This window comes from Streptomyces sp. NPDC051105 (assembly GCF_040682795.1).
In the GTDB taxonomy this organism is placed as follows: Bacteria; Actinomycetota; Actinomycetes; order Streptomycetales; family Streptomycetaceae; genus Streptomyces.
Genome location: NZ_JBFBBR010000006.1, coordinates 238,406 through 259,281, shown reverse-complemented (window position 1 = coordinate 259,281; position 20,876 = coordinate 238,406). Strand labels below are relative to the sequence as shown.

Sequence of the window (20,876 nt, the reverse complement as noted above, 5' to 3'; positions counted from 1 at the left end):
CCTGCTTGGATGCCCGATTATCTGACGGACCATCAGATTTCGGTTCGGCTTTCAGGCTAGGCCCAGGAGCCGGTACCAGCAAGAGCCGCCCGACCTCTTGCGACCCGCGCCGCCTTCCGCTGAACTGACGGATCGTCAGGTGAGTGGACGGATCCGGGGAGGGTGCGGGATGCGATCAGCCTTGCTGAGCGGTGCCGAGTGGTTCGCGGTGCTCCGCATCGGGCTCGGTCTGTGGTGGCTGGAGAGCTGGCGGCACAAGGACAAGAAGCAGTGGTTCGGCGGCGGGGGCATCGGCTGGGCGGCCGGTGTCGCGGAGAAGCACCGCTGGCCGGTGGTCCGGCGGGGCTTCGACGTGGTCGTCGCGCCACGTCCCCGGCTGATGGCCTACGTGGTGGCGTATGCGGAGTTGGCCCTCGGCCTGGGCCTGACGTTGGGCTTCCTCACACCGATCGCCCTGGTGGCCGGGTTCCTGCTCAACCTGATCTACCTGACCCTCATGATCCACGACTGGGCGGAGCAGGGACAGAACCTGATGATGGCCCTGATCTCCGCGGTCGGCCTCTTCGCGTTGTGCTGGCAGAGCTGGTCCCTGGACTCGGTACTGGGACTGTTCGCCCCCTAGGGGCGCGGGGAACCTCGCGACCAGCCACCACGGAGCCGCACCCGACCCGGCGGCGGACGGGCACAGCGCCCCACGGCGATACGGCGGCGGCTCAGGGCGCGCGAGCCCATCGCGCCAGGTGCCGCGACGGCCCACCTCGGCCCACCACGGCCCACGACCGCCTACGACCGCCCACGACGGCCCACCACGGCCCACGACCGCCTACGACCGCCCACGACGGCCCACGAGAACGGTGCCCCCGTGCCGCTCGGCTCCGGTCCCTCCCCACGTGGGGACCGGTGCCGAACGGCGCGGATGGCCTCAGGCCCCGCGGCCCGCCCGGCCGGAGAGAGCAGCCGCTGTCGTCGCGCCACTCCGGCGGGTAATCGCCGGTGGAACCTGACCGAGAACATGCGGTGCCGTGCACTGTCTCTGCGGACGCTGAGCTGGTCGGCCCGCCGGGCGACGCCCGACCACCGCCTTACTGCGGCGAAATCCTGCCAGTCGAGGTGCACATCTGAGGAGGCCATGACGTCCGGTCCAGGGCTTCGCCGCAGGTCAGCCATATAAAGTGAGTTTTCCGGTCCGGATGGCCAGCAGCGGGGGAAGTAAGGGGTGGAGAGCCTTGGGTCCCGACGCAGGGGCACGCACAGCCTTCGCGGAACGTCTCGCGTTGCTGTACAAGGAGGCTGGCAATCCTCCGCTCAAACGCGTCGCCGAGGCGGTCGGCCGACTGCACCGCGTCGACGAGCGGGGCCGGCCCGTGCGGGTCTCCGCCCAGCGGATCAGCGACTGGCGGCGGGCGAAGAACGTGCCCGCGCAGTTCGCCGCGCTCTCCGCCGTACTCCAGGTCCTCATCCCGCAGGCCCGGCGCTCCCAGCCGGCGCCGGTCTCCCCCGGGCTGTACGACCTGTCCCAGTGGCAGAAGCTGTGGGAGCGGGCCGTGGCCGATCCGGTCGGCGAGCTGCCCGGGCCGGAGGCGGCGGAGGAGACGGAGGCACCACCGGCGGTCGACAGCGTCTGCCCCTACCGCGGCCTGGCCTCCTACCGCCGTGAGGACGCGCGCTGGTTCTTCGGCCGGGAGAGCAGCACCGACGCCCTGGTCGCCCAGCTCCGGTCGGCGAAGGCGGGCGGCGGTCTGGTCATGCTGGTCGGTGCCTCGGGGGCGGGCAAGTCCTCGCTGCTGAACGCCGGCCTGGTCACCGCTCTGCAGAGCGGCGCCCTGGCCGACGAGGAGAACCGCCCGCACGAGGTCCTTCAGCTCGTCCCGGGAGCGGACCCCGTCAAGGAACTGACCTGTCGTATACCGGAGCTGGCCGATCTAAGGGACCTGGACGATCCGGAGGCCGCGCGGGAAGCGGTCACGGCCTGGGCCGGGCGCAAGGCCGGGAATGTTTCACGTGAAACATGGCCCTCGGGAACCGATACGACTCGTCCGGTCGTGATCGTGGACCAGTTCGAGGAGACCTTCACCCTGTGCGCGGACGAGGCGGACCGGCGGACCTTCGTCCGGCTGCTGCACGCGGCCAGTACCTCCGCTGCCCCCGGCGAACCGCCCCCCGCCCTGGTCGTCCTCGGTATCCGGGCCGACTTCTACGAGCAGTGCCTGGGCTATCCCGAGCTGGCCGACGCGCTCCAGCACCGGCACATGGTGCTGGGCCCGCTGACCACCGCCGAGCTGCGCGACGCCGTGACCGCCCCCGCCAAGGCGGTGGGCCTGGAACTGGAGCCCGGCCTCGCCGAGCTGATCGTCCGCGAGGTGAGTGCCGACGGCCCGCGTGGCGCCCATGACGCCGGCGTCCTCCCGCTGCTCTCGCACGCTCTGCTCGCCACCTGGCAGCGCCGCAAGGGGGGCCGTCTGACACTGGCCGGGTACCGGGCGGCCGGCGGTATCCAGGGCGCTGTCGCCGCGACCGCCGAGCGTGCCTGGTCCAGCCTGGACCCGGCCGCCCGCACCGCCGCCCGGCTGCTGCTACTCCGCCTGGTCCGCCTCGGCGAGGACACCCAGGCGACCCGCAGGCGTGGCACCCGGCGTCAGCTGGCCGCCGAGTCCACCGACCCGAACAAGACGGAGGAGTCACTCGAAGCGCTGGTCCGGGCCCGTCTTGTGACCCTCGACGCGGACACTGTGGAGATCACCCATGAGGCGCTGCTGCACGCCTGGCCCCGGCTGCGCGAGTGGCTCGACGAGGACCGCAACGGCAATCTGCTGCGCCAGCGTCTGGAGGAGGACGGCAGGTCCTGGGACGAGTCCGGCCACGACTCCGCCCTGCTGTACCGGGGTTCACGGCTGGAGCAGGCCCACACCTGGGCGAAGTCGGCCGGTGACACCTTCCTGACCCGCAGCGCGGTGGAGTTCCTGGCGGCCTCGGTCCGGCTGCGCCGCCGGACGGTGTGGATCAGCAGAGCCGCCGTTGCGGCGCTGGTCGCGCTGGCGGTACTGGCCGGCGGAGCCGCCGTGATCGCCCGGCAGCAGCGGGACGACGCGATGTTCGAGCAGGTGATCGCGGAGGCCGACCGGTTCCAGTACTCGGACCCGGCGCTCTCCGCCCAGCTGGACCTGGTCGCACACGGTCTGCGCCCGGACGACGAGGGCGCCAACAACCGCCTGATATCGATCGTCAACGCACCGCTGGCCACACCGCTGCTCGGCCACACCGGTGCCGTCTACCTCACCACTTTCAGCCCCGACGGCAAGACACTGGCCACCGCCGCCTACGACCGCACGGTCCGCCTGTGGGACGTGAGCGACCCGACCCGGCCCAAGGCTCTCGGCAAGCCGTTGCTCGGCCACACGAGCTGGGTCTCCAGCGCGGTCTTCAGCCCGGACGGCAGGACCCTCGCCAGCGCCGGCGACGACGGCACGGTACGCCTGTGGAACGTCTCCGACCCGATCCACCCGGCATCCCTGGGCACCCCGCTGAGCGGTCACGACGGCACGATCTACCTGGTCGCCTTCAGCCCCGACGGCCATACCCTGGCCACCGCCGACGAGGACCACACCGTCCGCCTGTGGGACGTGCACGACCCGCGCCACCCCACGTCGGCCGGCACCCTGACCGGTCATACCGAAGCCGTCCGCTCCCTCGCCTTCAGCCCCGACGGCCGCACACTCGCGGCCGGCAGCGACGACAACTCGATCCTCCTGTACGACGTCTCCGACAGCCGGCGCCCCAAGCGTGTCGGGGCGCCGCTGACCGGGCACACCGGGACCGTGCACTCCGTGGCCTTCAGCCCGGACGGCCACACCCTCGCGAGCGGCAGCAAGGACGACACCATACGGCTGTGGGACGTCACCGACCGGGCGCACGCCAGGGCCCTGGGCGCGCCGCTCACCGGGCACACCGGGCCCGTCTGGTCGGTGGCCTTCAGCCCCGACGGCTCGATGCTCGCCGCGGGCAGCGCGGACTCCACGGCGAGTGTGTGGAACGTGGGCAACCCGGCCTTCCCCTCCCAGGTGGGCGAGCCGCTCGCGGGCAGCAGCGGGGAGATGTACGCCGTCGGCTGGAGCCCCGACGGACACACCCTCGCCACCGGCAGCGGCGACGGCAAGGTACGGCTGTGGTCGATCCCGGGGGCCGACATGATCGGCCAGGCGGGAGCGTTCAGCCCGGACGGCCGCGTGCTGGCCACCGGGGGCGGCGACAGCCGGATGCGGCTGTGGAACATCACGGATCCGGCCCGGCCGACGGCGCTCGGCGAGCCGTTCAGGACCGGGCAGCGGGACCTGCGCTCGATGGTGTTCACCCGCGACGGCCGCACTCTGGTCATCATGACCGGCGAGAACGACGTCAACTGGGTACAGCTGTGGAACGTCTCCGACCCCGACCACCCCAGCCAGTACGGTGCGCCGGTCCGGCTGAACACCCGGTACGCGGGCGCCGAGGCACTGGCGCTGAGCCCGGACGGGCGCACCGTGGCCGCCGACTACGACGACCGCACGGTCCAGCTCCTGGACATCACGGACCCGGCCCACCCCCAACAGCTCGGCAAGCCCCTCAAGGGCCACACCGGCTACGTCAACGCCCTGGTCTTCAGCCCCGACGGCAGGACCCTGGCGAGTGGCAGCGCGGACGGTACGGTCCGCCTCTGGAACGTCTCGGACCGGGCCCGTGCCAAGGCCCTGGGCAGCCCCCTCAAAGGCCATCTGGGCCCCATCAACACCCTCGCCTACAGCCCCGACGGGGCGACCCTGGCCAGTGGCAGCGACGACGACACGGTCCGCCTCTGGAACGTCTCGGAGCCGGCCCGTGCGACCCGGCTGGGCTCGGCCCTCACCGGCCACACCGAGGCGGTGGTGTCCCTGACCTTCAGCCGGAACGGCAGGACCCTGGCCAGCGGCGGCAACGACAACACGGTCCGCCTCTGGAACGTCTCCTCCCCGTCCTCCGCCCACCCCATCGGCCAGTCCATGAGCCCCAACGCCAAGACGGGCAACTTCCTGTCCTTCAGCCCGAAGAGCAACATGCTGGGCGTCTCCAGCGGCGCCGACACGGTCCGGCTGTGGAGCCTGGACGTCGACCAGGCGGTCAGCCGTATCTGCTCGGTCACGCGGAACGTCCTGACGGAGGCGAAGTGGCAGGAGTACCTCCCCCGCCTCGCCTACGCCCCGCCCTGCGACGACTGAACCGGCCCTCCGCGCGACCGCCTCTGAGTGATCCCGATCACAACTGCTCACGACGGTCGAGAAGTTGACCCCCGCCGCACAGGCCACCTTGTTAGGCTGGCCGCAACCCGGTCGCTGGTGCATCCCCCGTCGCCAGCGACCGGGCCTTTCCATACCCGGAGCCGGACGCGAAACACCCCGGCCCCCGGCCACGAACGCCAAAGGCCCCCGATCCATCCGGACCGGGGGCCTTCGTGCTGGTGGGGCTAACAGGATTTGAACCTGTGGCCTCATCCTTATCAGGGATGCGCTCTAACCAACTGAGCTATAGCCCCGCCGCGCTCTGCGGTGTGTGTCCCGCGCGCTGACTCCTGAAGATTAGCGCACGACCGGGGCAGTCCCAAAATCGGTTGTCGGAGGACCGTCAGCAGAGGTTTGAACTCCGGTTACTCGTCCTCGGCCAAGGTCAGCTCGATGCCGCCGACGAAGCCCGCGGACAGGTTGTAGATGAACGCGCCGAGAGTCGCCAGCGCCGTCGCGAGGACGACGTCGATGACCGCGATGATCGCCGTGAACATCAGGACGTGCGGGAGGGACAGGAACGACTGGAGGTCGAAGCCGTTCGACTCGTTCGAACCGGTGGCCTCCGAGATCGTGCCGCCGACCGTCGAGAACACGCCCATCGCGTCCAGGACCATCCACAGCACCGCCGACGCCACGATCGAGCAGATGCCCAGCGCGATGGAGAGCAGGAAGCTGACCTTCATCACCGACCACGGATCGGCCTTGGCGACCCGCAGCCGGGCCTTGCGGGTGCGCGGCGCGGTGCGTGCCCCGGCGCCGGTGCGCGGCCGTCGTACCGCCCCCGCAGGCGTCCCCGCGGGTGCCTGCGCGGCCTGGGCCGCCGGATAGGCCTGCGGCGGGTGGTAGGGCCCTGCGGGCTGCTCCGAGCGCCGTTCCCCGGGCAGCGGGGAGGGGTTCGGCTGCTGCGCGGACGCCGGCTGGGCGCCCGCCGCGGCCTGGCCTCGGGTGTCGGTCACGGTTCCCCCCTGGGTTCCCTGCGCATCCGGCGCGGACGCCTTCACCGCCTTCAGCTGGGTGGTGTGCGTATCCATCGGCTGCGCACCGCCCTCGGTGGCCCCGCCGGACGCGGCGGAGCCACGGCCGCCGCCGTCCGCATCCGTACCCGTCGAGGTACCGGCCGATCCGGCGCCCGTGGCTCCGCTCACGATGACTCTCTCCTCGTGCTACTCGGCCGAGGGCGCCTCACCCTCGTCCGTACCGCTGGTCACGACACCCTCGACGGTCTCGTCCACGGTGTCCACACCGTCGACTTCCTCCGCCTCGCTGCCGGCCTCGGCGTTACGTGCGATGCCGACCACGGCATCGCGCTTGCCCAGGTTGATCAGTTGGACGCCCATGGTGTCACGGCCCGTCTCCCTGACCCCGCTGACTCGCGTACGAATCACACCGCCGGACAGGGTGATGGCGAGGATCTCGTCGTTCTCCTCGACGATCAACGCGCCGACGAGCGAACCGCGGTCCTCCACGATCTTGGCGGCCTTGATGCCGAGGCCGCCGCGCCCCTGAACGCGGTACTCGTCGACACGGGTCCGCTTCGCGTACCCCCCGTCGGTGGCAGTGAACACGAACGTACCGGGTCGAACAACATTCATCGACAGAAGTTCATCGCTCTCGCGGAAACTCATGCCCTTGACACCCGAGGTGGCCCGGCCCATGGGGCGCAGAGTGTCGTCGGAGGCGGTGAACCTGATCGACTGTGCCTTCTTGCTGATCAGAAGCAGATCATCGTCCGCCGAGACCAGTTCGGCTCCGATCAGTTCGTCGTCGGAACCGTCCTCGCGCTCCCGCAGGTTGATCGCGATGACACCGCCGGAACGGGGCGAATCGTAATCCTTCAGAGGCGTCTTCTTGACCAGACCGGCCTTGGTGGCGAGCACCAGGTAGGGCGCCGCGTTGTAGTCGCGGATGGCGAGGATCTCGGCGATCGCCTCGTCCGGCTGGAAGGCCAGCAGGTTCGCCACGTGCTGACCACGCGCGTCACGCCCGGCGTCCGGCAGCTCGTACGCCTTCGCCCGGTACACCCGGCCCTTGTTGGTGAAGAACAGCAGCCAGTGGTGCGTGGTCGAGACGAAGAAGTGGTCGACGATGTCGTCTTCCTTCAGCTTCGCACCGCGTACGCCCTTGCCGCCGCGCTTCTGCGCCCGGTAGTCGTCCGTCTTGGTCCGCTTGACGTATCCGCCGCGCGTGACCGTGACGACGATGTCCTCCTCGGCGATCAGGTCCTCGATGGACATGTCACCGTCGTAGGGCACCAGCATGGTCTTGCGGTCGTCGCCGTACTTCTCGACGATCGCGGCCAGCTCCTCGCTGACGATGCCGCGCTGGCGGACCGGCGAGGCCAGGATCGCGTTGTACTCGGTGATCTTCGCCTGGAGCTCGTCGTGCTCCTGGATGATCTTCTGGCGCTCCAGGGCGGCCAGCCGGCGCAGCTGCATCTCCAGGATGGCGTTGGCCTGGATCTCGTCGATCTCCAGGAGCCCCATCAGGCCCGTACGCGCGATCTCGACCGTGTCACTGGCCCGGATCAGCGCGATGACCTCGTCGATCGCGTCCAGCGCCTTCAGCAGACCGCGCAGGATGTGCGCCCGCTCCTCGGCCTTGCGCAGCCTGAAGCGCGTACGGCGGACGATGACCTCGATCTGGTGCGCCACCCAGTGCCGGATGAACGCGTCGAGGGAGAGCGTGCGCGGCACACCGTCGACCAGCGCCAGCATGTTGGCGCCGAAGTTCGACTGCAGATCGGTGTGCTTGTAGAGGTTGTTCAGGACGACCTTGGCGACCGCGTCCCGCTTCAGCACGATGACCAGACGCTGGCCGGTGCGCGAGGAGGTCTCGTCGCGGACGTCGGCGATGCCCCCGACCTTGCCGTCCTTCACCAGGTCGGCGATCTTCTGCGCGAGGTTGTCGGGGTTGGTCTGGTAGGGCAGCTCCGTGACCACCAGGCACTGGCGGTTCTGGATCTCCTCGACCTCGACGACCGCGCGCATGGTGATCGAGCCGCGGCCCGTGCGGTAGGCCTCCTCGATGCCCTTGCGGCCGACGACCAGGGCGCCGGTCGGGAAGTCGGGACCCTTGATCCGCTCGATCAGCGCGTCCAGGAGCTCCTCGTGCGAGGCCTCCGGGTTCTCCAGGTACCACTGGGCGCCGGCCGCGACCTCGCGCAGGTTGTGCGGCGGGATGTTGGTCGCCATGCCGACCGCGATCCCGGCGGAGCCGTTGATCAGCAGGTTCGGGAAGCGGGCCGGCAGGACGGTCGGCTCCTGGGAGCGGCCGTCGTAGTTGTCCGTGAAGTCGACGGTCTCCTCGTCGATGTCACGGACCATCTCCATCGAGAGCGGCGCGAGCTTGCACTCGGTGTACCGCATGGCGGCCGCCGGGTCGTTGCCCGGGGAGCCGAAGTTGCCGTTGGAGTCCACCAGCGGCATCCGCATCGACCACGGCTGGGCGAGGCGCACCAGGGCGTCGTAGATCGAGGAGTCGCCGTGCGGGTGGTAGTTGCCCATGACGTCGCCGACGACACGGGCGCACTTGTAGAACCCGCGCTCGGGCCGGTAGCCGCCGTCGTACATCGCGTACAGGACGCGGCGGTGCACGGGCTTGAGGCCGTCGCGGACGTCGGGCAGCGCACGGGACACGATGACGGACATCGCGTAGTCCAGATACGAGCGCTGCATCTCCGTCTCGAGCCCGACGGGCTCGACACGCATCGCGACCTCGCCGCCCTCTTCAGGGGTGACGGGAGTGTTCTCGTCGGTCATAGCCGGTGAAGATCCTTCCTGGTGCGGTCAGCTGAGACCGACTCAGATGTCGAGGAAGCGGACGTCCTTGGCGTTGCGCTGGATGAACGCGCGGCGGGCCTCGACGTCCTCGCCCATCAGGACCGAGAACAGGTCGTCGGCCTGGGCGGCGTCGTCGAGCGTGACCTGGCCGAGGACCCGGTGCTCCTGGTCCATGGTGGTCACACGCAGCTCTTCGGCGTTCATCTCGCCGAGACCCTTGAAGCGCTGGATCGAGTCCTCGCGGACCCGCTTGCCGCGCTGCCGCCCCATCTCCAGGAGGGCGTCCCGCTCACGGTCCGAGTACGCGTACTCGACGTCGTCCCGGCCCCACTTGATCTTGTACAGCGGCGGACGGGAGAGGTACACGTGCCCGGCCTCGACCAGCGGCCGCATGAAGCGGAACAGGAAGGTCAGCAGCAGGGTGGAGATGTGCTGGCCGTCGACGTCGGCGTCCGCCATCAGGATGATCTTGTGATAGCGGAGCTTCTCGATGTCGAAGTCCTCGTGCACACCCGTGCCGAACGCGGAGATCAGCGCCTGGATCTCCTGGTTCTGCAGGATCTTGTCGATCCGCGCCTTCTCGACGTTGAGGATCTTGCCCCGGATCGGGAGGATCGCCTGGTACTGCGGGTTACGGCCGGACTTGGCCGAACCGCCGGCGGAGTCGCCCTCGACGATGAAGATCTCGCACTTGGTGGGGTCGTTCGACTGGCAGTCGGAGAGCTTGCCCGGCAGGGACGCCGACTCCAGGAGACCCTTACGGCGGGTCAGGTCACGGGCCTTACGGGCCGCCACGCGCGCGGTGGCCGCCTGGATGCCCTTGCGGATGATGTCCGCCGCCTCGACCGGGTTGCGGTCCAGCCAGTCGTTCAGGTGCTCGTAGACCGCCCTCTGCACGAAGGTCTTGGCCTCCGTGTTGCCCAGTTTGGTCTTCGTCTGCCCCTCGAACTGCGGCTCGCTCAGCTTGACCGAGATGATCGCGGTCAGACCCTCGCGGATGTCGTCACCGGTGAGGTTGTCGTCCTTCTCCCGCAGCAGCTTCTTGTCGCGCGCGTACTTGTTGATCAGCGAGGTCAGCGCCGCGCGGAAGCCCTCCTCATGGGTGCCGCCCTCATGCGTGTGGATGATGTTGGCGAACGAGTACACGCCCTCGCTGTAGCCGCTGTTCCACTGCATGGCGACCTCGAGGGACAGGCTCTTGTCCTTGTCCTCCGCCTCCAGGTCGATCACCGTCGGGTGCACCACGTCGCCCTTGCGGGAGTTGAGGTACTTCACGAAGTCGACGATGCCGCCCTCGTAGTGGTACGAGACGGTCTTGTCCTCGGCCTTCTCGTCCGCGCCCGCCTCGTCGGCGCCCGCGACGGCCTTCGCCGACTCGCGCTCGTCGGTGAGCCGGATCGTCAGACCCTTGTTGAGGAAGGCCATCTCCTGGAAGCGCCGCGAGAGCGTCTCGAAGGAGTACTCGGTGGTCTCGAAGATGTCCGGGTCCGCCCAGAACGTGACCGAGGTGCCGGTCTCGCCCGTCTCCTCGTGCTGCGCCAGCGGAGCCGTCGGGACGCCCAGCTTGTAGTCCTGCGTCCAGCGGTGGCCGTCGGTCTTGATCTCGACCGACACCTTGGACGACAGGGCGTTCACGACGGAGACACCCACACCGTGCAGACCACCGGAGACGGCGTAACCACCACCGCCGAACTTGCCGCCCGCGTGCAGCACGGTCAGCACGACCTCGACGGCCGGCTTGCCCTCGGACGCCACGATGCCGACCGGGATGCCACGACCGTTGTCGACGACACGCACGCCGCCGTCGGCCAGGATCGTCACGTCGATGGTGTCCGCGTGGCCCGCCAGAGCCTCGTCGACGGAGTTGTCCACCACCTCGTACACGAGGTGGTGCAGGCCGCGCTCACCGGTGGAGCCGATGTACATACCGGGGCGCTTGCGGACCGCGTCCAGCCCTTCGAGCACGGTGATGGCGCTGGCGTCGTAGGAGGCGGTGACCTCACCGTTCGCGCCGGCGTCGGTGGACGGGATGTTCTCGTTGGGGTTGCCGGAATCGGCCACGAAGCGCCCTTTCTGGCACAGCACGAGCCGGGCTCGTCGGCGGGTTGCCGGAGCGGCTGCGGCATGTTGCGTTGGTAAGCCTTGATCAGCGTTGCTCAGCTTTTCCCGGACGGTCCCCACGTTCGGGGCGGGATTGTCTTCCAGTCTACCGGTAGCGCCGACAGTGATGGGGGTTTGCCGGTACCTGAGTCCGCATGTGCCGCCCTGAACCCGCCTCCGCCGACTCCCGATATACGGATGGGGGCTCCAAGAGGCTCACAGAGGCACTCAGCGCTTCCACCCGTCAACCCTTGGCTACTCCGGGGTCAGGTCGCGATTCGCAACCGCGTGCGGTTGTACGACGATCAGCCGAGGGGGTCGCATCAAGGCTCCACACTCGGCTGACGGCGTGACGCAAGTCACCCGTAGGTATCGCCGGGACCGGTGCTCCCGGGGGCGCGCAGCGGACCGTAGCGCCTGGGCGGACCGCCGGGATTGAGCACCTTGATCATCCGCACGGCGCCATGCCCCAGGTCCTCGTTCAGACGTGCGACCAGCGCCGGAGAGAGATGGCGCAGCTGCGTCGCCCAGGCCGTGGAATCGCACTGAACGACCAGCACCCGCTCGTCCTCGTCGTACCGCTGCGGCACACAGTGCTTGGCGAGGTCCTCGCCCACGATCTGCGGCCAGCGGCCCATCACCCCACCCACCGCGGCCGGCGTCTCCCAGCCGCGCTCGGTGATCAACCGGTTGATCGCCGAACCCAGCGCCATGGGATCGCGACCGTCGGCGCGCGCGCCGGAGCGCAGACCACCACGCCGCGCCTGCTTCCTCTGCTGCGCCGCGTCACCACGCGCGCGTGCCGCCTCCTTCGCCGCCCTGAGCGCCACGCGCGCCAGGTCGACACCGGAGGGTTCCTTCTTCGGAGCGGATCCGTCGGAACTCACGCGCGCTCCACCACCCCGTCCGCCACGGCGTACCGCACACCGGTCAGGAGGTGCGGCACATCGTCGTCCACAGCAGCGGTGACCAGCACCTGCTCCCCGGGCGCGACCAGCTCCGCCAGCCGCTCCCGGCGCCGCGCGTCCAACTCGGCGAACACGTCGTCGAGCACCAGCACCGGCTCATTGCCCTCCGCACGCAGCAGGTCGTACGACGCCAGGCGCAACGCCAGCGCGTACGACCAGGACTCGCCGTGCGAGGCATAACCCTTGGCGGGCAGCTGCCCCAGCTTGAGGACCAGGTCGTCGCGGTGCGGACCGACCAGCGTGACACCCCGCTCGATCTCCTGCTTACGGGCCTCCACCAGGGCCGCCATCAGCTGGGTGTACAGGTCCTCGCGCGTGTGCGCCTCACCGGGCGCCGACGGCCGGTACTCCAGCCCGACCGGGCCACCACCCGGCGCCAGCTGCTCGTACGCCTTGTCGGCAAGCGGCTGGAGCGCGGCGATCAGGTCGAGCCGCTGGGCGAGCAACTCGGCACCGGCCCGCGCGAGGTGCTGGTCCCACACGTCCAGCGTGGACAGATCCATCGAACGGCCACCGTGCCGCCGGGCGAGGGCCGCGCTCTTCAACAGGGTGTTCCGCTGCTTGAGGACACGCTCGTAGTCGGACCGCACAGCGGCCATCCGCGGCGACCGCGCCGTGATCAACTCGTCCAGGAAGCGCCGCCGCTCACCAGGGTCGCCCTTCACCAGCGCGAGATCCTCCGGCGCGAACAGCACCGTCCGTACGATCCCCAGCACATCCCGCGGCCTGACCTGCGAGGACCTGTTGATACGGGCACGGTTGGCCCGGCCCGGGTTGAGCTCCAGCTCGACCAGCTGCTGCCGGTCGCCCTGCCGGACCTGCGCCCGGATGACCGCCCGCTCGGCGCCCATCCGGACCAGGGGAGCATCGGAGGCGACCCGGTGGCTGCCGAGAGTGGCGAGATAACCGACGGCCTCTACGAGATTGGTCTTGCCCTGGCCGTTGGGGCCGACGAAGGCGGTGACGCCCGGGTCGAGCGGGACCTCGACCCGGGCATAGGAGCGGAAGTCGGCCAGCGACAGATGCGTGACGTGCATGGGTGTTTCGCCGACCTCCCCGTGACCTGCTACTTCGTCTCTACTTCGGCTCTACGGCGTGGCCGCCGAACTGGTTGCGCAGCGCGGCGATCATCTTCATCTGCGGCGAGTCCTCCTGCCGGGAGGCGAACCGCGCGAACAGCGAGGCGGTGATCGCGGGAAGCGGCACCGCGTTGTCTATCGCGGCCTCCACCGTCCACCGGCCCTCGCCGGAGTCCTGTGCATAACCCTTCAGCTGGTCCAGGTGCTCGTCCCCGTCGAGGGCGTTCACCGCGAGGTCGAGCAGCCAGGAACGGATGACCGTGCCCTCCTGCCAGGAGCGGAAGACCTCGCGCACATCCGTGACGGAGTCGACCTTCTCCAGGAGCTCCCAGCCCTCAGCGTAGGCCTGCATCATCGCGTACTCGATGCCGTTGTGGACCATCTTCGCGAAGTGACCCGCGCCGACCCTGCCGGCGTGCACCGCACCGAAGTCGCCCTCGGGCTTGAGCGCGTCGAAGACCGGCCGCACCTTCTCGACGTGCTCGGCGTCACCGCCGTACATCAGCGCGTAGCCGTTCTCCAGGCCCCAGACACCGCCGGAGACCCCGCAATCGACGAAGCCGATGCCCTTGGCCGCCAGCTCCCCGGCATGCCTCTCGTCGTCCGTCCAGCGGGAGTTGCCGCCGTCGACGACCACGTCACCGGGCTCGAGCAGCTCGGCAAGCTCGTCGATCGTGGACTGGGTCGGCGCCCCGGCCGGGACCATCACCCACACCACCCGGGGCCCGCTGAGCTTGCCCACAAGCTCTTCCAGGCTGTGGACGTCGGCGAGGTCCGGGTTGCGGTCGTATCCGACGACGGTGTGGCCCGCGCGGCGGATCCGCTCGCGCATGTTGCCGCCCATCTTGCCGAGGCCGACGAGACCGAGCTCCATCAGTTGGTTCCTTAGGTTGCGGTGTGGCAGGAGAGGCACTTTCGTGCCGCGCCCGAGCCTAATCGCGACCCTTTGTGCACAGTTGTGGGCCCAGCCGCTCACCTGGGGAAACCCACACGGGCACAGCGCCGGCCACCCGCAGGAAGGCGGCGGCACTGTGCACAGCTGTGGACAACGTCAGCCGCTCAGCCGCACCGGCATGATCAGGTACTTGTACGCCTCGTCCGCCTCGGCGTCGAGCGCCGGCTTCCCGCTCAGCAGCGCCGGCTTCGTGGACGTCGTGAACGACAGCTGGGCGACCGGCGAGTCGATCGCGCTCAGACCGTCGAGCAGGAAGGTCGGGTTGAAGGCGATCGACACGTCGTCGCCCTCCAGCTGCGCGTCCACCCTCTCCACAGCCTGTGCGTCGTCGCTGGAACCGGCCTCCAGGATCAGCACGCCCTGCTCGAAGCTGAGCCGCACCGGGGTGTTCCGCTCGGCCACCAGGGCGACACGCTTGACGGCCTCCACGAAGGGGGCGGTCTCGATCACCGCCACGGAGTTGAACTCGGTCGGGAACAGCGAGCGGTACTTCGGCAGGTCGCCCTCGAGCAGCCGCGTGGTCGTCCGCCGGCCCGCGCCCTCGAAACCGATGAGCCCCTCGCCGGCGCCCGAGCCGGACAGCGCCAGGATCACGCTGTCGCCGCTCGTGAGGGCCTTGGCGGTGTCCAGGAGCGTCTTGGCGGGCACCAGGGCCACCGCGGACGCCTCGGGGTTCTCCGGCTTCCACAGGAACTCACGGACCGCGAAGCGGTACCGGTCGGTGGAGGCCAGGGTGACCGTGTCGCCCTCGATCTCGATCCGCACACCGGTCAGCACCGGCAGCGTGTCGTCACGCCCGGCGGCGATGGCCACCTGGGAGACGGCGGAGGCGAAGACCTCGCCGGGGACGGTGCCCGTCGCGTTCGGCATCTGCGGCAGCGAGGGGTACTCCTCCACCGGCAGGGTGTGCAGCGTGAACCGGGACGATCCACAGATCACCGTGGCCCGTACACCGTCTGTGGAAATCTCCACCGGCCGGTTGGGCAGGGCGCGGCAGATGTCGGCGAGCAGCCGGCCCGAGACCAGGACCGTGCCCTCCTCCTCGACCTCGGTCTCGACGCTGACCCGCGCGGAGACCTCGTAGTCGAAGCTGGACAGGCTCAGCTGGCCGTCCTCGGCCTTCAGCAGCAGGCCGGCGAGGACCGGCGCCGGCGGACGGGCCGGGAGGCTGCGTGCCGCCCAGGCCACTGCCTCCGCGAGTACGTCGCGTTCCACCCGGATCTTCACCGTAAGCCCGCCTCCTGCTGTTGCCGGGGCTTCTCGCCCTGCTGCGTCTTCGTCGTCTGACTCGGTGTCGTGAGCCCCGGGAGGGGAAGAACACCGGGGACCAGTCTGACGCACCGCACTGACAGCTGGTGCCCGTCGAGGTCAAGTCGTGACGAGGCGCGGTCAGAGGCCGAAGAGCGAGTTGTGCACAGGGCCCTCTTCGAAACGGATTCCCAGCTCTCTCTAGTTGGAAGTAGTAGTAGGGGCTGTGGATACCGTGGATAACCCCGTTTTCCCAGCTCAGAGGCCAGATTTTGTCCACTGCCCCTGTGGGTTAAGCCGGTGGACAACCGGGTGCTCCTGTGGAGAACAGAAAGTTCTGCACACACCGTGCACAGCCCGAGGCGACTTCTCCCCAGCGCCGTCCCCAGCTTTACCCACCTTTCCCACAGGCCAACCCGGCAGCTTCGTGTGACGCCTTTCACTCGCCACGGTGAGCAGGCGCGTCACGTTGCCGAACAGTGGACAGCCATGTGGAGAAGCTGGGGATCGCTGGGGACAACCACCCCTCAGCCTGTGAGGTACCGGTGGACAACTTCATGCACAGGCTGTGGAAGCTCTCCTCGTCCACAGGCTGTGGAGATCCGTCGTCCACCATTCCACAGCCACCTGAGCTGGCCCGATGCGTTTTCGCCTGCCCGCCTGTGGACGGCGTTCGGGACAACTTCACAGTCCCCAGGGTGTGGACGCAAGAAAGTCGGCAAATCTGTGGAGGACGCCCGTAACCCGGGCCGGTAATCGAACAGCGGGGGGCACGCCTTCGCGGCGCCGCTCGGTGGACGCGCCCCGTCAGGGGCGCGGGGAACTGCTCGAGCAACCACCGACGGACCCGCGGCGGCCCCTGGCCGAACCACCCCAGGAGGCGACAAGGCGCCCCCGGGATCTCTCCCGAGGGCGCCCTGAACGCCGTAGAACTAACCGTTCTTGATGCGGTTCGTCAGCTCCGTCACCTGGTTGTAGATCGACCGCCGCTCCGCCATCAGCGCTCGGATCTTCCGGTCGGCGTGCATCACGGTCGTGTGGTCCCGGTTGCCGAACTGCGCTCCGATCTTCGGCAGTGACAGGTCCGTGAGCTCTCGGCACAGGTACATCGCGATCTGCCGCGCCGTGACCAGCTGCCGGCCGCGCGAGCTGCCGCACAGGTCCTCGACCGTCAGCCCGAAGTAGTCCGCGGTCGCCGCCATGATCGCCGTGGCGCTGATCTCCGGCGTGGAGTCCTGCCCCCCGGGGATCAGGTCCTTCAAGACGATCTCGGTCAGGCCGAGATCGACCGGCTGCCGGTTGAGCGACGCGAACGCCGTCACCCGGATCAGCGCGCCCTCCAGCTCACGGATGTTGCGCGAGATGCGGGAGGCGATGAACTCCAGTACCTCCGGCGGTGCGTTGAGCTGCTCCTGGACCGCCTTCTTGCGCAGGATCGCGATGCGCGTCTCCAGTTCCGGCGGCTGGACGTCGGTGATCAGACCCCACTCGAAACGGTTCCTCAGCCGGTCCTCGAGGGTGACCAGCTGCTTGGGCGGCCGGTCGCTGGACAGCACGATCTGCTTGTTCGCGTTGTGGAGCGTGTTGAAGGTGTGGAAGAACTCCTCCTGCGTCGACTCCTTGTCCGCGAGGAACTGGATGTCGTCGACGAGCAGGATGTCCATCTCGCGGTAGCGCTTGCGGAAGCTGTCGCCCTTGCCGTCGCGGATCGAGTTGATGAACTCGTTGGTGAACTCCTCGGAGCTCACGTAGCGCACGCGGGTGCCCGGGTAGAGGCTCCGCGCGTAGTGCCCGATCGCATGCAGCAGGTGCGTCTTGCCGAGCCCCGACTCTCCATAGATGAAGAGGGGGTTGTAGGCCTTGGCGGGCGCTTCGGCGACGGCGACCGCGGCCGCGTGCGCGAAGCGGTTGGACGCGCCGATGACGAAGGTGTCGAAGAGGTACTTGGGGTTGAGGCGGGCGGTCGGTTCGCCGGGACCGGACGCCGGTGCGGGCTTGGCGCCCAGTGGTCCGGGCGCGCCGGCGGCGGCCGGCAGGTCCGGGCGTCCCGGACCGCCCCGGCGGCCCTGGCCCGGGCCGCTCGGCGGCTCGGACCGCTCGCGGCGGCCGGTGTCCCGCTGGTCGTAGTCGCCACGGTCGTAGTCGGACCGTTCGTAGTCGGGACGGTCGTAGTCGGGGCGCTGCGGTTCGTACTCCGTGCGCTGCTGGTCGTAGGGGGGCCGGTCCATCGGCTGCTGGGGCCGGTAGTCCTGGGAGTAGGAGTCGCCGTAACCGTCCGAGCGGTAGGTGTCCTGGGACGGTGAGGCGTAGGGGTCGCGTTCGGGGAAGCCGAGGCGGGGCTGCTGCCAGCTGTATTCGTCCTGCCCCGGGCGGGGCCAGGCGCCGGGTTCGGGGCGCTGGTACTCGGAGGGGTAGGCCGGCCGGGCGGTGGGAAGCTGGTCGGCGCGCGGGGGCGGCGGCTGGTCGCGGCCGCCCTGCTCGGGCGGGTGGTCGGCGTGATGCCGGCCGTATCCGCCCTCGTACTGCGGGGAGGGGAGCTCGGGCTCCTCGTAACGCTGTGTCTGCACGGGGGGTGCCGGCGGGGTCGGGGGTTCGCCCGCGGATTCGTCCACGGTGATCGCGATTCGGATCGGGCGCCCGCACTCGCGGCTCAGCGTCTCGCTGACGATGGGCGCGAGACGGCCCTCCAGCACGTTTTTCGCGAATTCGTTCGGTACCGCGAGCAGAGCGGTGTCCGCGACCAGGGCGAGCGGCTGGCAGCGCCGGATCCAGTGTTCGTCCTTGCCCTCCACACCCTGACCGCGGCCCTCACCGAGGAGCTGCTCCAGTACTCGTGGCCACACTGCGGCAAGATCGGCAGGTACGTCAGCCACAGGGCACGCTCTCTCACAGGTCCCACGAACGTGTGGTTCGAGGACGGGTCGGGATGAATATCGGGTCGGGCGGGGATAAAGGAACGAATCGGAGTTCAGCCACGGTAGTCAGCGTGGCGGGTGCGGTTCAAGTTGTTGTCCCCAGCCTGTGGATAGTGTCTCTCCGTCACTGCTGGTTTGACCGAATGGCGTAGCCCCGCGTACCGTAACCAGGTCGAGTTGTCGATGGCTGCTGCCGCCTGCCTCCGATGGGCACAGATCGCTGAAGGTGATCGGGAAGCGGTGCACTCGGGCGTGATGCGAGCTACTCGTGGGCGCACGGTGACAGCCAGGACGGCACCCGCCACACCGATTTGATTTCTGGAGCCCCCGAGTGAGCAAGCGCACCTTCCAGCCGAACAACCGTCGTCGTGCCAAGACCCACGGCTTCCGCCTGCGGATGCGCACCCGTGCCGGTCGCGCGATTCTGGCGAACCGCCGCAGCAAGGGTCGCGCCAGCCTGTCCGCCTGATCCTGATCAGGTCATGACGTCGTGCTGCCTACCGAGCATCGGCTGAGGCGGCGCGAGGACTTCGCGACCGCGGTACGACGGGGTCGCCGGGCCGGCCGCCCGTCCCTCGTCGTCCATCTTCGTAGCGGTGCCACGGACCCGCACGCGCCTGGGGAGAGCGCTCCCTCGACGCGTGCGGGTTTCGTCGTGAGCAAAGCAGTGGGTGGCGCGGTCGTGCGCAACAAAGTCAAGCGCAGACTGCGTCACCTGATGCGTGACCGAGTCGCCCTGTTTCCCCCCGGTAGCCTGGTAGTCGTACGAGCGCTGCCCGGAGCGGGCGACGCCGACCATGGACAGCTGGCCCGAGACCTGGACGCCGCCATCGAGCGGCTGCTGGGAGGGGGCGCGCGATGAAGTACCCACTGCTGGCTCTGATCAAGCTGTACCAGTGGACGATCAGTCCGTTGCTGGGGCCGGTGTGCAAGTACTACCCGTCGTGCTCCCACTACGGCTATACAGCCATCGACCGGCACGGTGCGATCAAGGGGACGGCGCTTACTGCCTGGCGCATCCTGCGATGCAATCCGTGGTCGCTCGGTGGTGTGGATCATGTTCCTCCGCGTAAGCGACCGCGGTGGCACGAAAAGCTGCGTGACGCCTGGCGTACACGCAAGGGCGGGCCCTCCGCCGCCGAACCGGCCACCGAGGAGAAGCTTGCTTCCGAGCTTCCTTCGAGCCCGGCCGCAGAGACTTCGTCCCATGCCCAAGGAGCATGATTAGTGGACACGATTGCCAGCTTTTTCAGCTTCATCACGACACCCGTTTCATGGGTCATCGTCCAGTTCCACTCGGTGTACGGGAAGATCTTCGGTCCCGACACGGGGTGGGCCTGGGGCTTGTCCATCGTGTCTCTGGTGATCCTGATCCGCATCTGCCTGATCCCGCTCTTCGTGAAGCAGATCAAGGCGACCCGGGCCATGCAGACGCTGCAGCCTGAGATGAAGAAGATCCAGGAGCGCTACAAGAACGACAAGCAGCGTCAGTCCGAAGAGATGATGAAGCTGTACAAGGAGTCGGGTACCAACCCGCTCTCCTCGTGCCTTCCCATCCTCGCGCAGTCGCCGTTCTTCTTCGCCCTGTACCACGTGCTCAACGGCATCGCGACGGGCTCGACGATCGGCGTCATCAACGACTCGCTGCTCAACAGCGCTCGTAAGGCGCACATCTTCGGTGCTCCGCTCGCCGCGAAGTTCACGGACGGGTCGTCGAAGGTGGAGGCGCTCGGCGCCTCCCTGACCGACGTCCGGGTCGTCACCGCGATCATGATCGTCCTGATGTCGGCGTCGCAGTTCTACACGCAGCGCCAGCTGATGACGAAGAACGTCGACACCACGGTGAAGACGCCGTTCATGCAGCAGCAGAAGATGCTGATGTACGTCTTCCCGGTCATGTTCGCCGTCTTCGGCATCAACTTCCCGGTCGGTGTCCTCGTCTACTGGCTGACCACCAACGTGTGGACCATGGGCCAGCAGATGTACGTCATCCGCAACAACCCGACCCCGGGCTCCAAGGCCCAGGCCGCCTACCTGGAGCGCCTCACCAAGCACGTCACGCACCACGGCAAGACCCGTCGCCGCAGCGAGAAGACGATCATCAAGGCGATCGTCGCCAAGGGCCGTGACCGCAACGAGTTCGAGCGCAAGTTCATCAACGCGCTGACCAAGGCGGGCCTCGTGGCCCAGACCGACGGCACCGTGGTGAAGGGCGAGGCTCAGGCCACCGCGGGGACCGAGGACGGTGTCGCGACCACCGGTGCGGCCAAGCGCCAGCAGCCCAAGCGCCAGACCAAGGCCCAGCGCCAGTCCGGCAGCGCGAAGGCGGCCGGTGAGCCGGCGGCCTCCGCCGAGAAGGAGGACTCCGCCGAGCCGACGACCTCGCTGGAGAAGTCCGACGAGCCGCAGGACGCCAAGCCGGCCGCCCGGCAGCAGCCCCCGAAGGGCGGTTCCAACGGCCGCAGCAGGGCCCAGTCCGGTCAGCGCAAGGGCGGTCCGCAGCGCCCCAAGTCCCCGTCCAAGAAGTAAGAAGGAGCCCAT

At 68.9% G+C, this 20,876-nt stretch carries 14 protein-coding genes and 1 tRNA gene; 6 read left to right on the top strand and 9 right to left on the bottom strand.

All coding sequences use genetic code 11. The features are described from left to right. The first annotated feature begins 169 nt into the window (after positions 1-169). Together AB0N16_RS17510 and AB0N16_RS17505 are read left to right on the top strand one after the other, a co-directional pair. A complete protein-coding gene (locus AB0N16_RS17510) occupies positions 170-622 on the top strand; it encodes a DoxX family protein (protein ID WP_365797522.1) in 453 nt (150 codons plus the stop codon). Between the two features lie 568 nt (positions 623-1,190). Beyond that, a complete protein-coding gene (locus AB0N16_RS17505) occupies positions 1,191-5,228 on the top strand; it encodes a WD40 repeat domain-containing protein (RefSeq protein WP_365797885.1) in 4,038 nt (1,345 codons plus the stop codon). A gap of 237 nt (positions 5,229-5,465) precedes the next feature. Here AB0N16_RS17505 and AB0N16_RS17500 read toward each other — a convergent pair. The 9 genes from AB0N16_RS17500 to dnaA form a co-directional block, all read right to left on the bottom strand. Beyond that, a tRNA-Ile gene (locus tag AB0N16_RS17500) sits at positions 5,466-5,542 on the bottom strand. A gap of 111 nt (positions 5,543-5,653) precedes the next feature. Then, the gene (locus AB0N16_RS17495; protein ID WP_365797520.1) at positions 5,654-6,436 is read right to left on the bottom strand and encodes a DUF3566 domain-containing protein; all 783 of its coding nucleotides are present in this window, start codon (positions 6,434-6,436) and stop codon (positions 5,654-5,656) included. Positions 6,437-6,454: 18 nt separating this feature from the next. After that, positions 6,455-9,049, bottom strand: coding sequence for a DNA gyrase subunit A (gyrA, locus tag AB0N16_RS17490; protein WP_365797518.1), 2,595 nt, complete (start codon positions 9,047-9,049; stop codon positions 6,455-6,457). A gap of 42 nt (positions 9,050-9,091) precedes the next feature. Continuing rightward, positions 9,092-11,155 (bottom strand): DNA topoisomerase (ATP-hydrolyzing) subunit B, encoded by a 2,064-nt coding sequence (gene gyrB / locus AB0N16_RS17485; RefSeq protein WP_365797516.1) that lies wholly within the window; start codon positions 11,153-11,155, stop codon positions 9,092-9,094. A 374-nt stretch (positions 11,156-11,529) separates the two neighbouring features. Then, a complete protein-coding gene (locus tag AB0N16_RS17480) occupies positions 11,530-12,057 on the bottom strand; it encodes a DciA family protein (RefSeq protein WP_365797514.1) in 528 nt (175 codons plus the stop codon). After that, positions 12,054-13,175, bottom strand: a complete 1,122-nt coding sequence (gene recF / locus AB0N16_RS17475) for a DNA replication/repair protein RecF (RefSeq protein ID WP_365797512.1) — start codon at positions 13,173-13,175, stop codon at positions 12,054-12,056. Before recF ends, AB0N16_RS17480 begins: the two co-directional genes overlap by 4 nt. Before the next feature lie 40 nt (positions 13,176-13,215). After that, positions 13,216-14,091 (bottom strand): phosphogluconate dehydrogenase (NAD(+)-dependent, decarboxylating), encoded by an 876-nt coding sequence (gene gnd, locus AB0N16_RS17470; protein WP_365797510.1) that lies wholly within the window; start codon positions 14,089-14,091, stop codon positions 13,216-13,218. 177 nt (positions 14,092-14,268) lie between these two features. Further along, the gene (gene dnaN / locus AB0N16_RS17465) at positions 14,269-15,399 is read right to left on the bottom strand and encodes a DNA polymerase III subunit beta (protein ID WP_365797508.1); all 1,131 of its coding nucleotides are present in this window, start codon (positions 15,397-15,399) and stop codon (positions 14,269-14,271) included. Between the two features lie 953 nt (positions 15,400-16,352). Continuing rightward, positions 16,353-18,293: a chromosomal replication initiator protein DnaA gene (dnaA, locus tag AB0N16_RS17460; RefSeq protein ID WP_365797506.1), complete on the bottom strand. Its 1,941-nt coding sequence runs from the start codon at positions 18,291-18,293 to the stop codon at positions 16,353-16,355. Positions 18,294-18,666: 373 nt separating this feature from the next. Between dnaA and rpmH the strand changes: the two genes are divergently transcribed. Genes rpmH through yidC form a run of 4 tightly spaced genes read left to right on the top strand, consistent with a single transcriptional unit; the run spans position 18,667 to position 20,864 of the window. Beyond that, positions 18,667-18,804: a 50S ribosomal protein L34 gene (gene rpmH / locus AB0N16_RS17455; protein WP_005482975.1), complete on the top strand. Its 138-nt coding sequence runs from the start codon at positions 18,667-18,669 to the stop codon at positions 18,802-18,804. Between the two features lie 21 nt (positions 18,805-18,825). Further along, positions 18,826-19,197 (top strand): ribonuclease P protein component, encoded by a 372-nt coding sequence (gene rnpA, locus AB0N16_RS17450; protein WP_362727684.1) that lies wholly within the window; start codon positions 18,826-18,828, stop codon positions 19,195-19,197. Continuing rightward, complete coding sequence (yidD, locus tag AB0N16_RS17445; RefSeq protein ID WP_365797503.1) at positions 19,194-19,559, top strand: membrane protein insertion efficiency factor YidD; 366 nt, start codon at positions 19,194-19,196, stop codon at positions 19,557-19,559. The genes rnpA and yidD overlap by 4 nt, the downstream gene beginning before the upstream one ends. A 3-nt stretch (positions 19,560-19,562) precedes the next feature. Continuing rightward, positions 19,563-20,864 (top strand): membrane protein insertase YidC, encoded by a 1,302-nt coding sequence (yidC, locus tag AB0N16_RS17440; RefSeq protein WP_365797501.1) that lies wholly within the window; start codon positions 19,563-19,565, stop codon positions 20,862-20,864. Positions 20,865-20,876 lie beyond the last annotated feature (12 nt).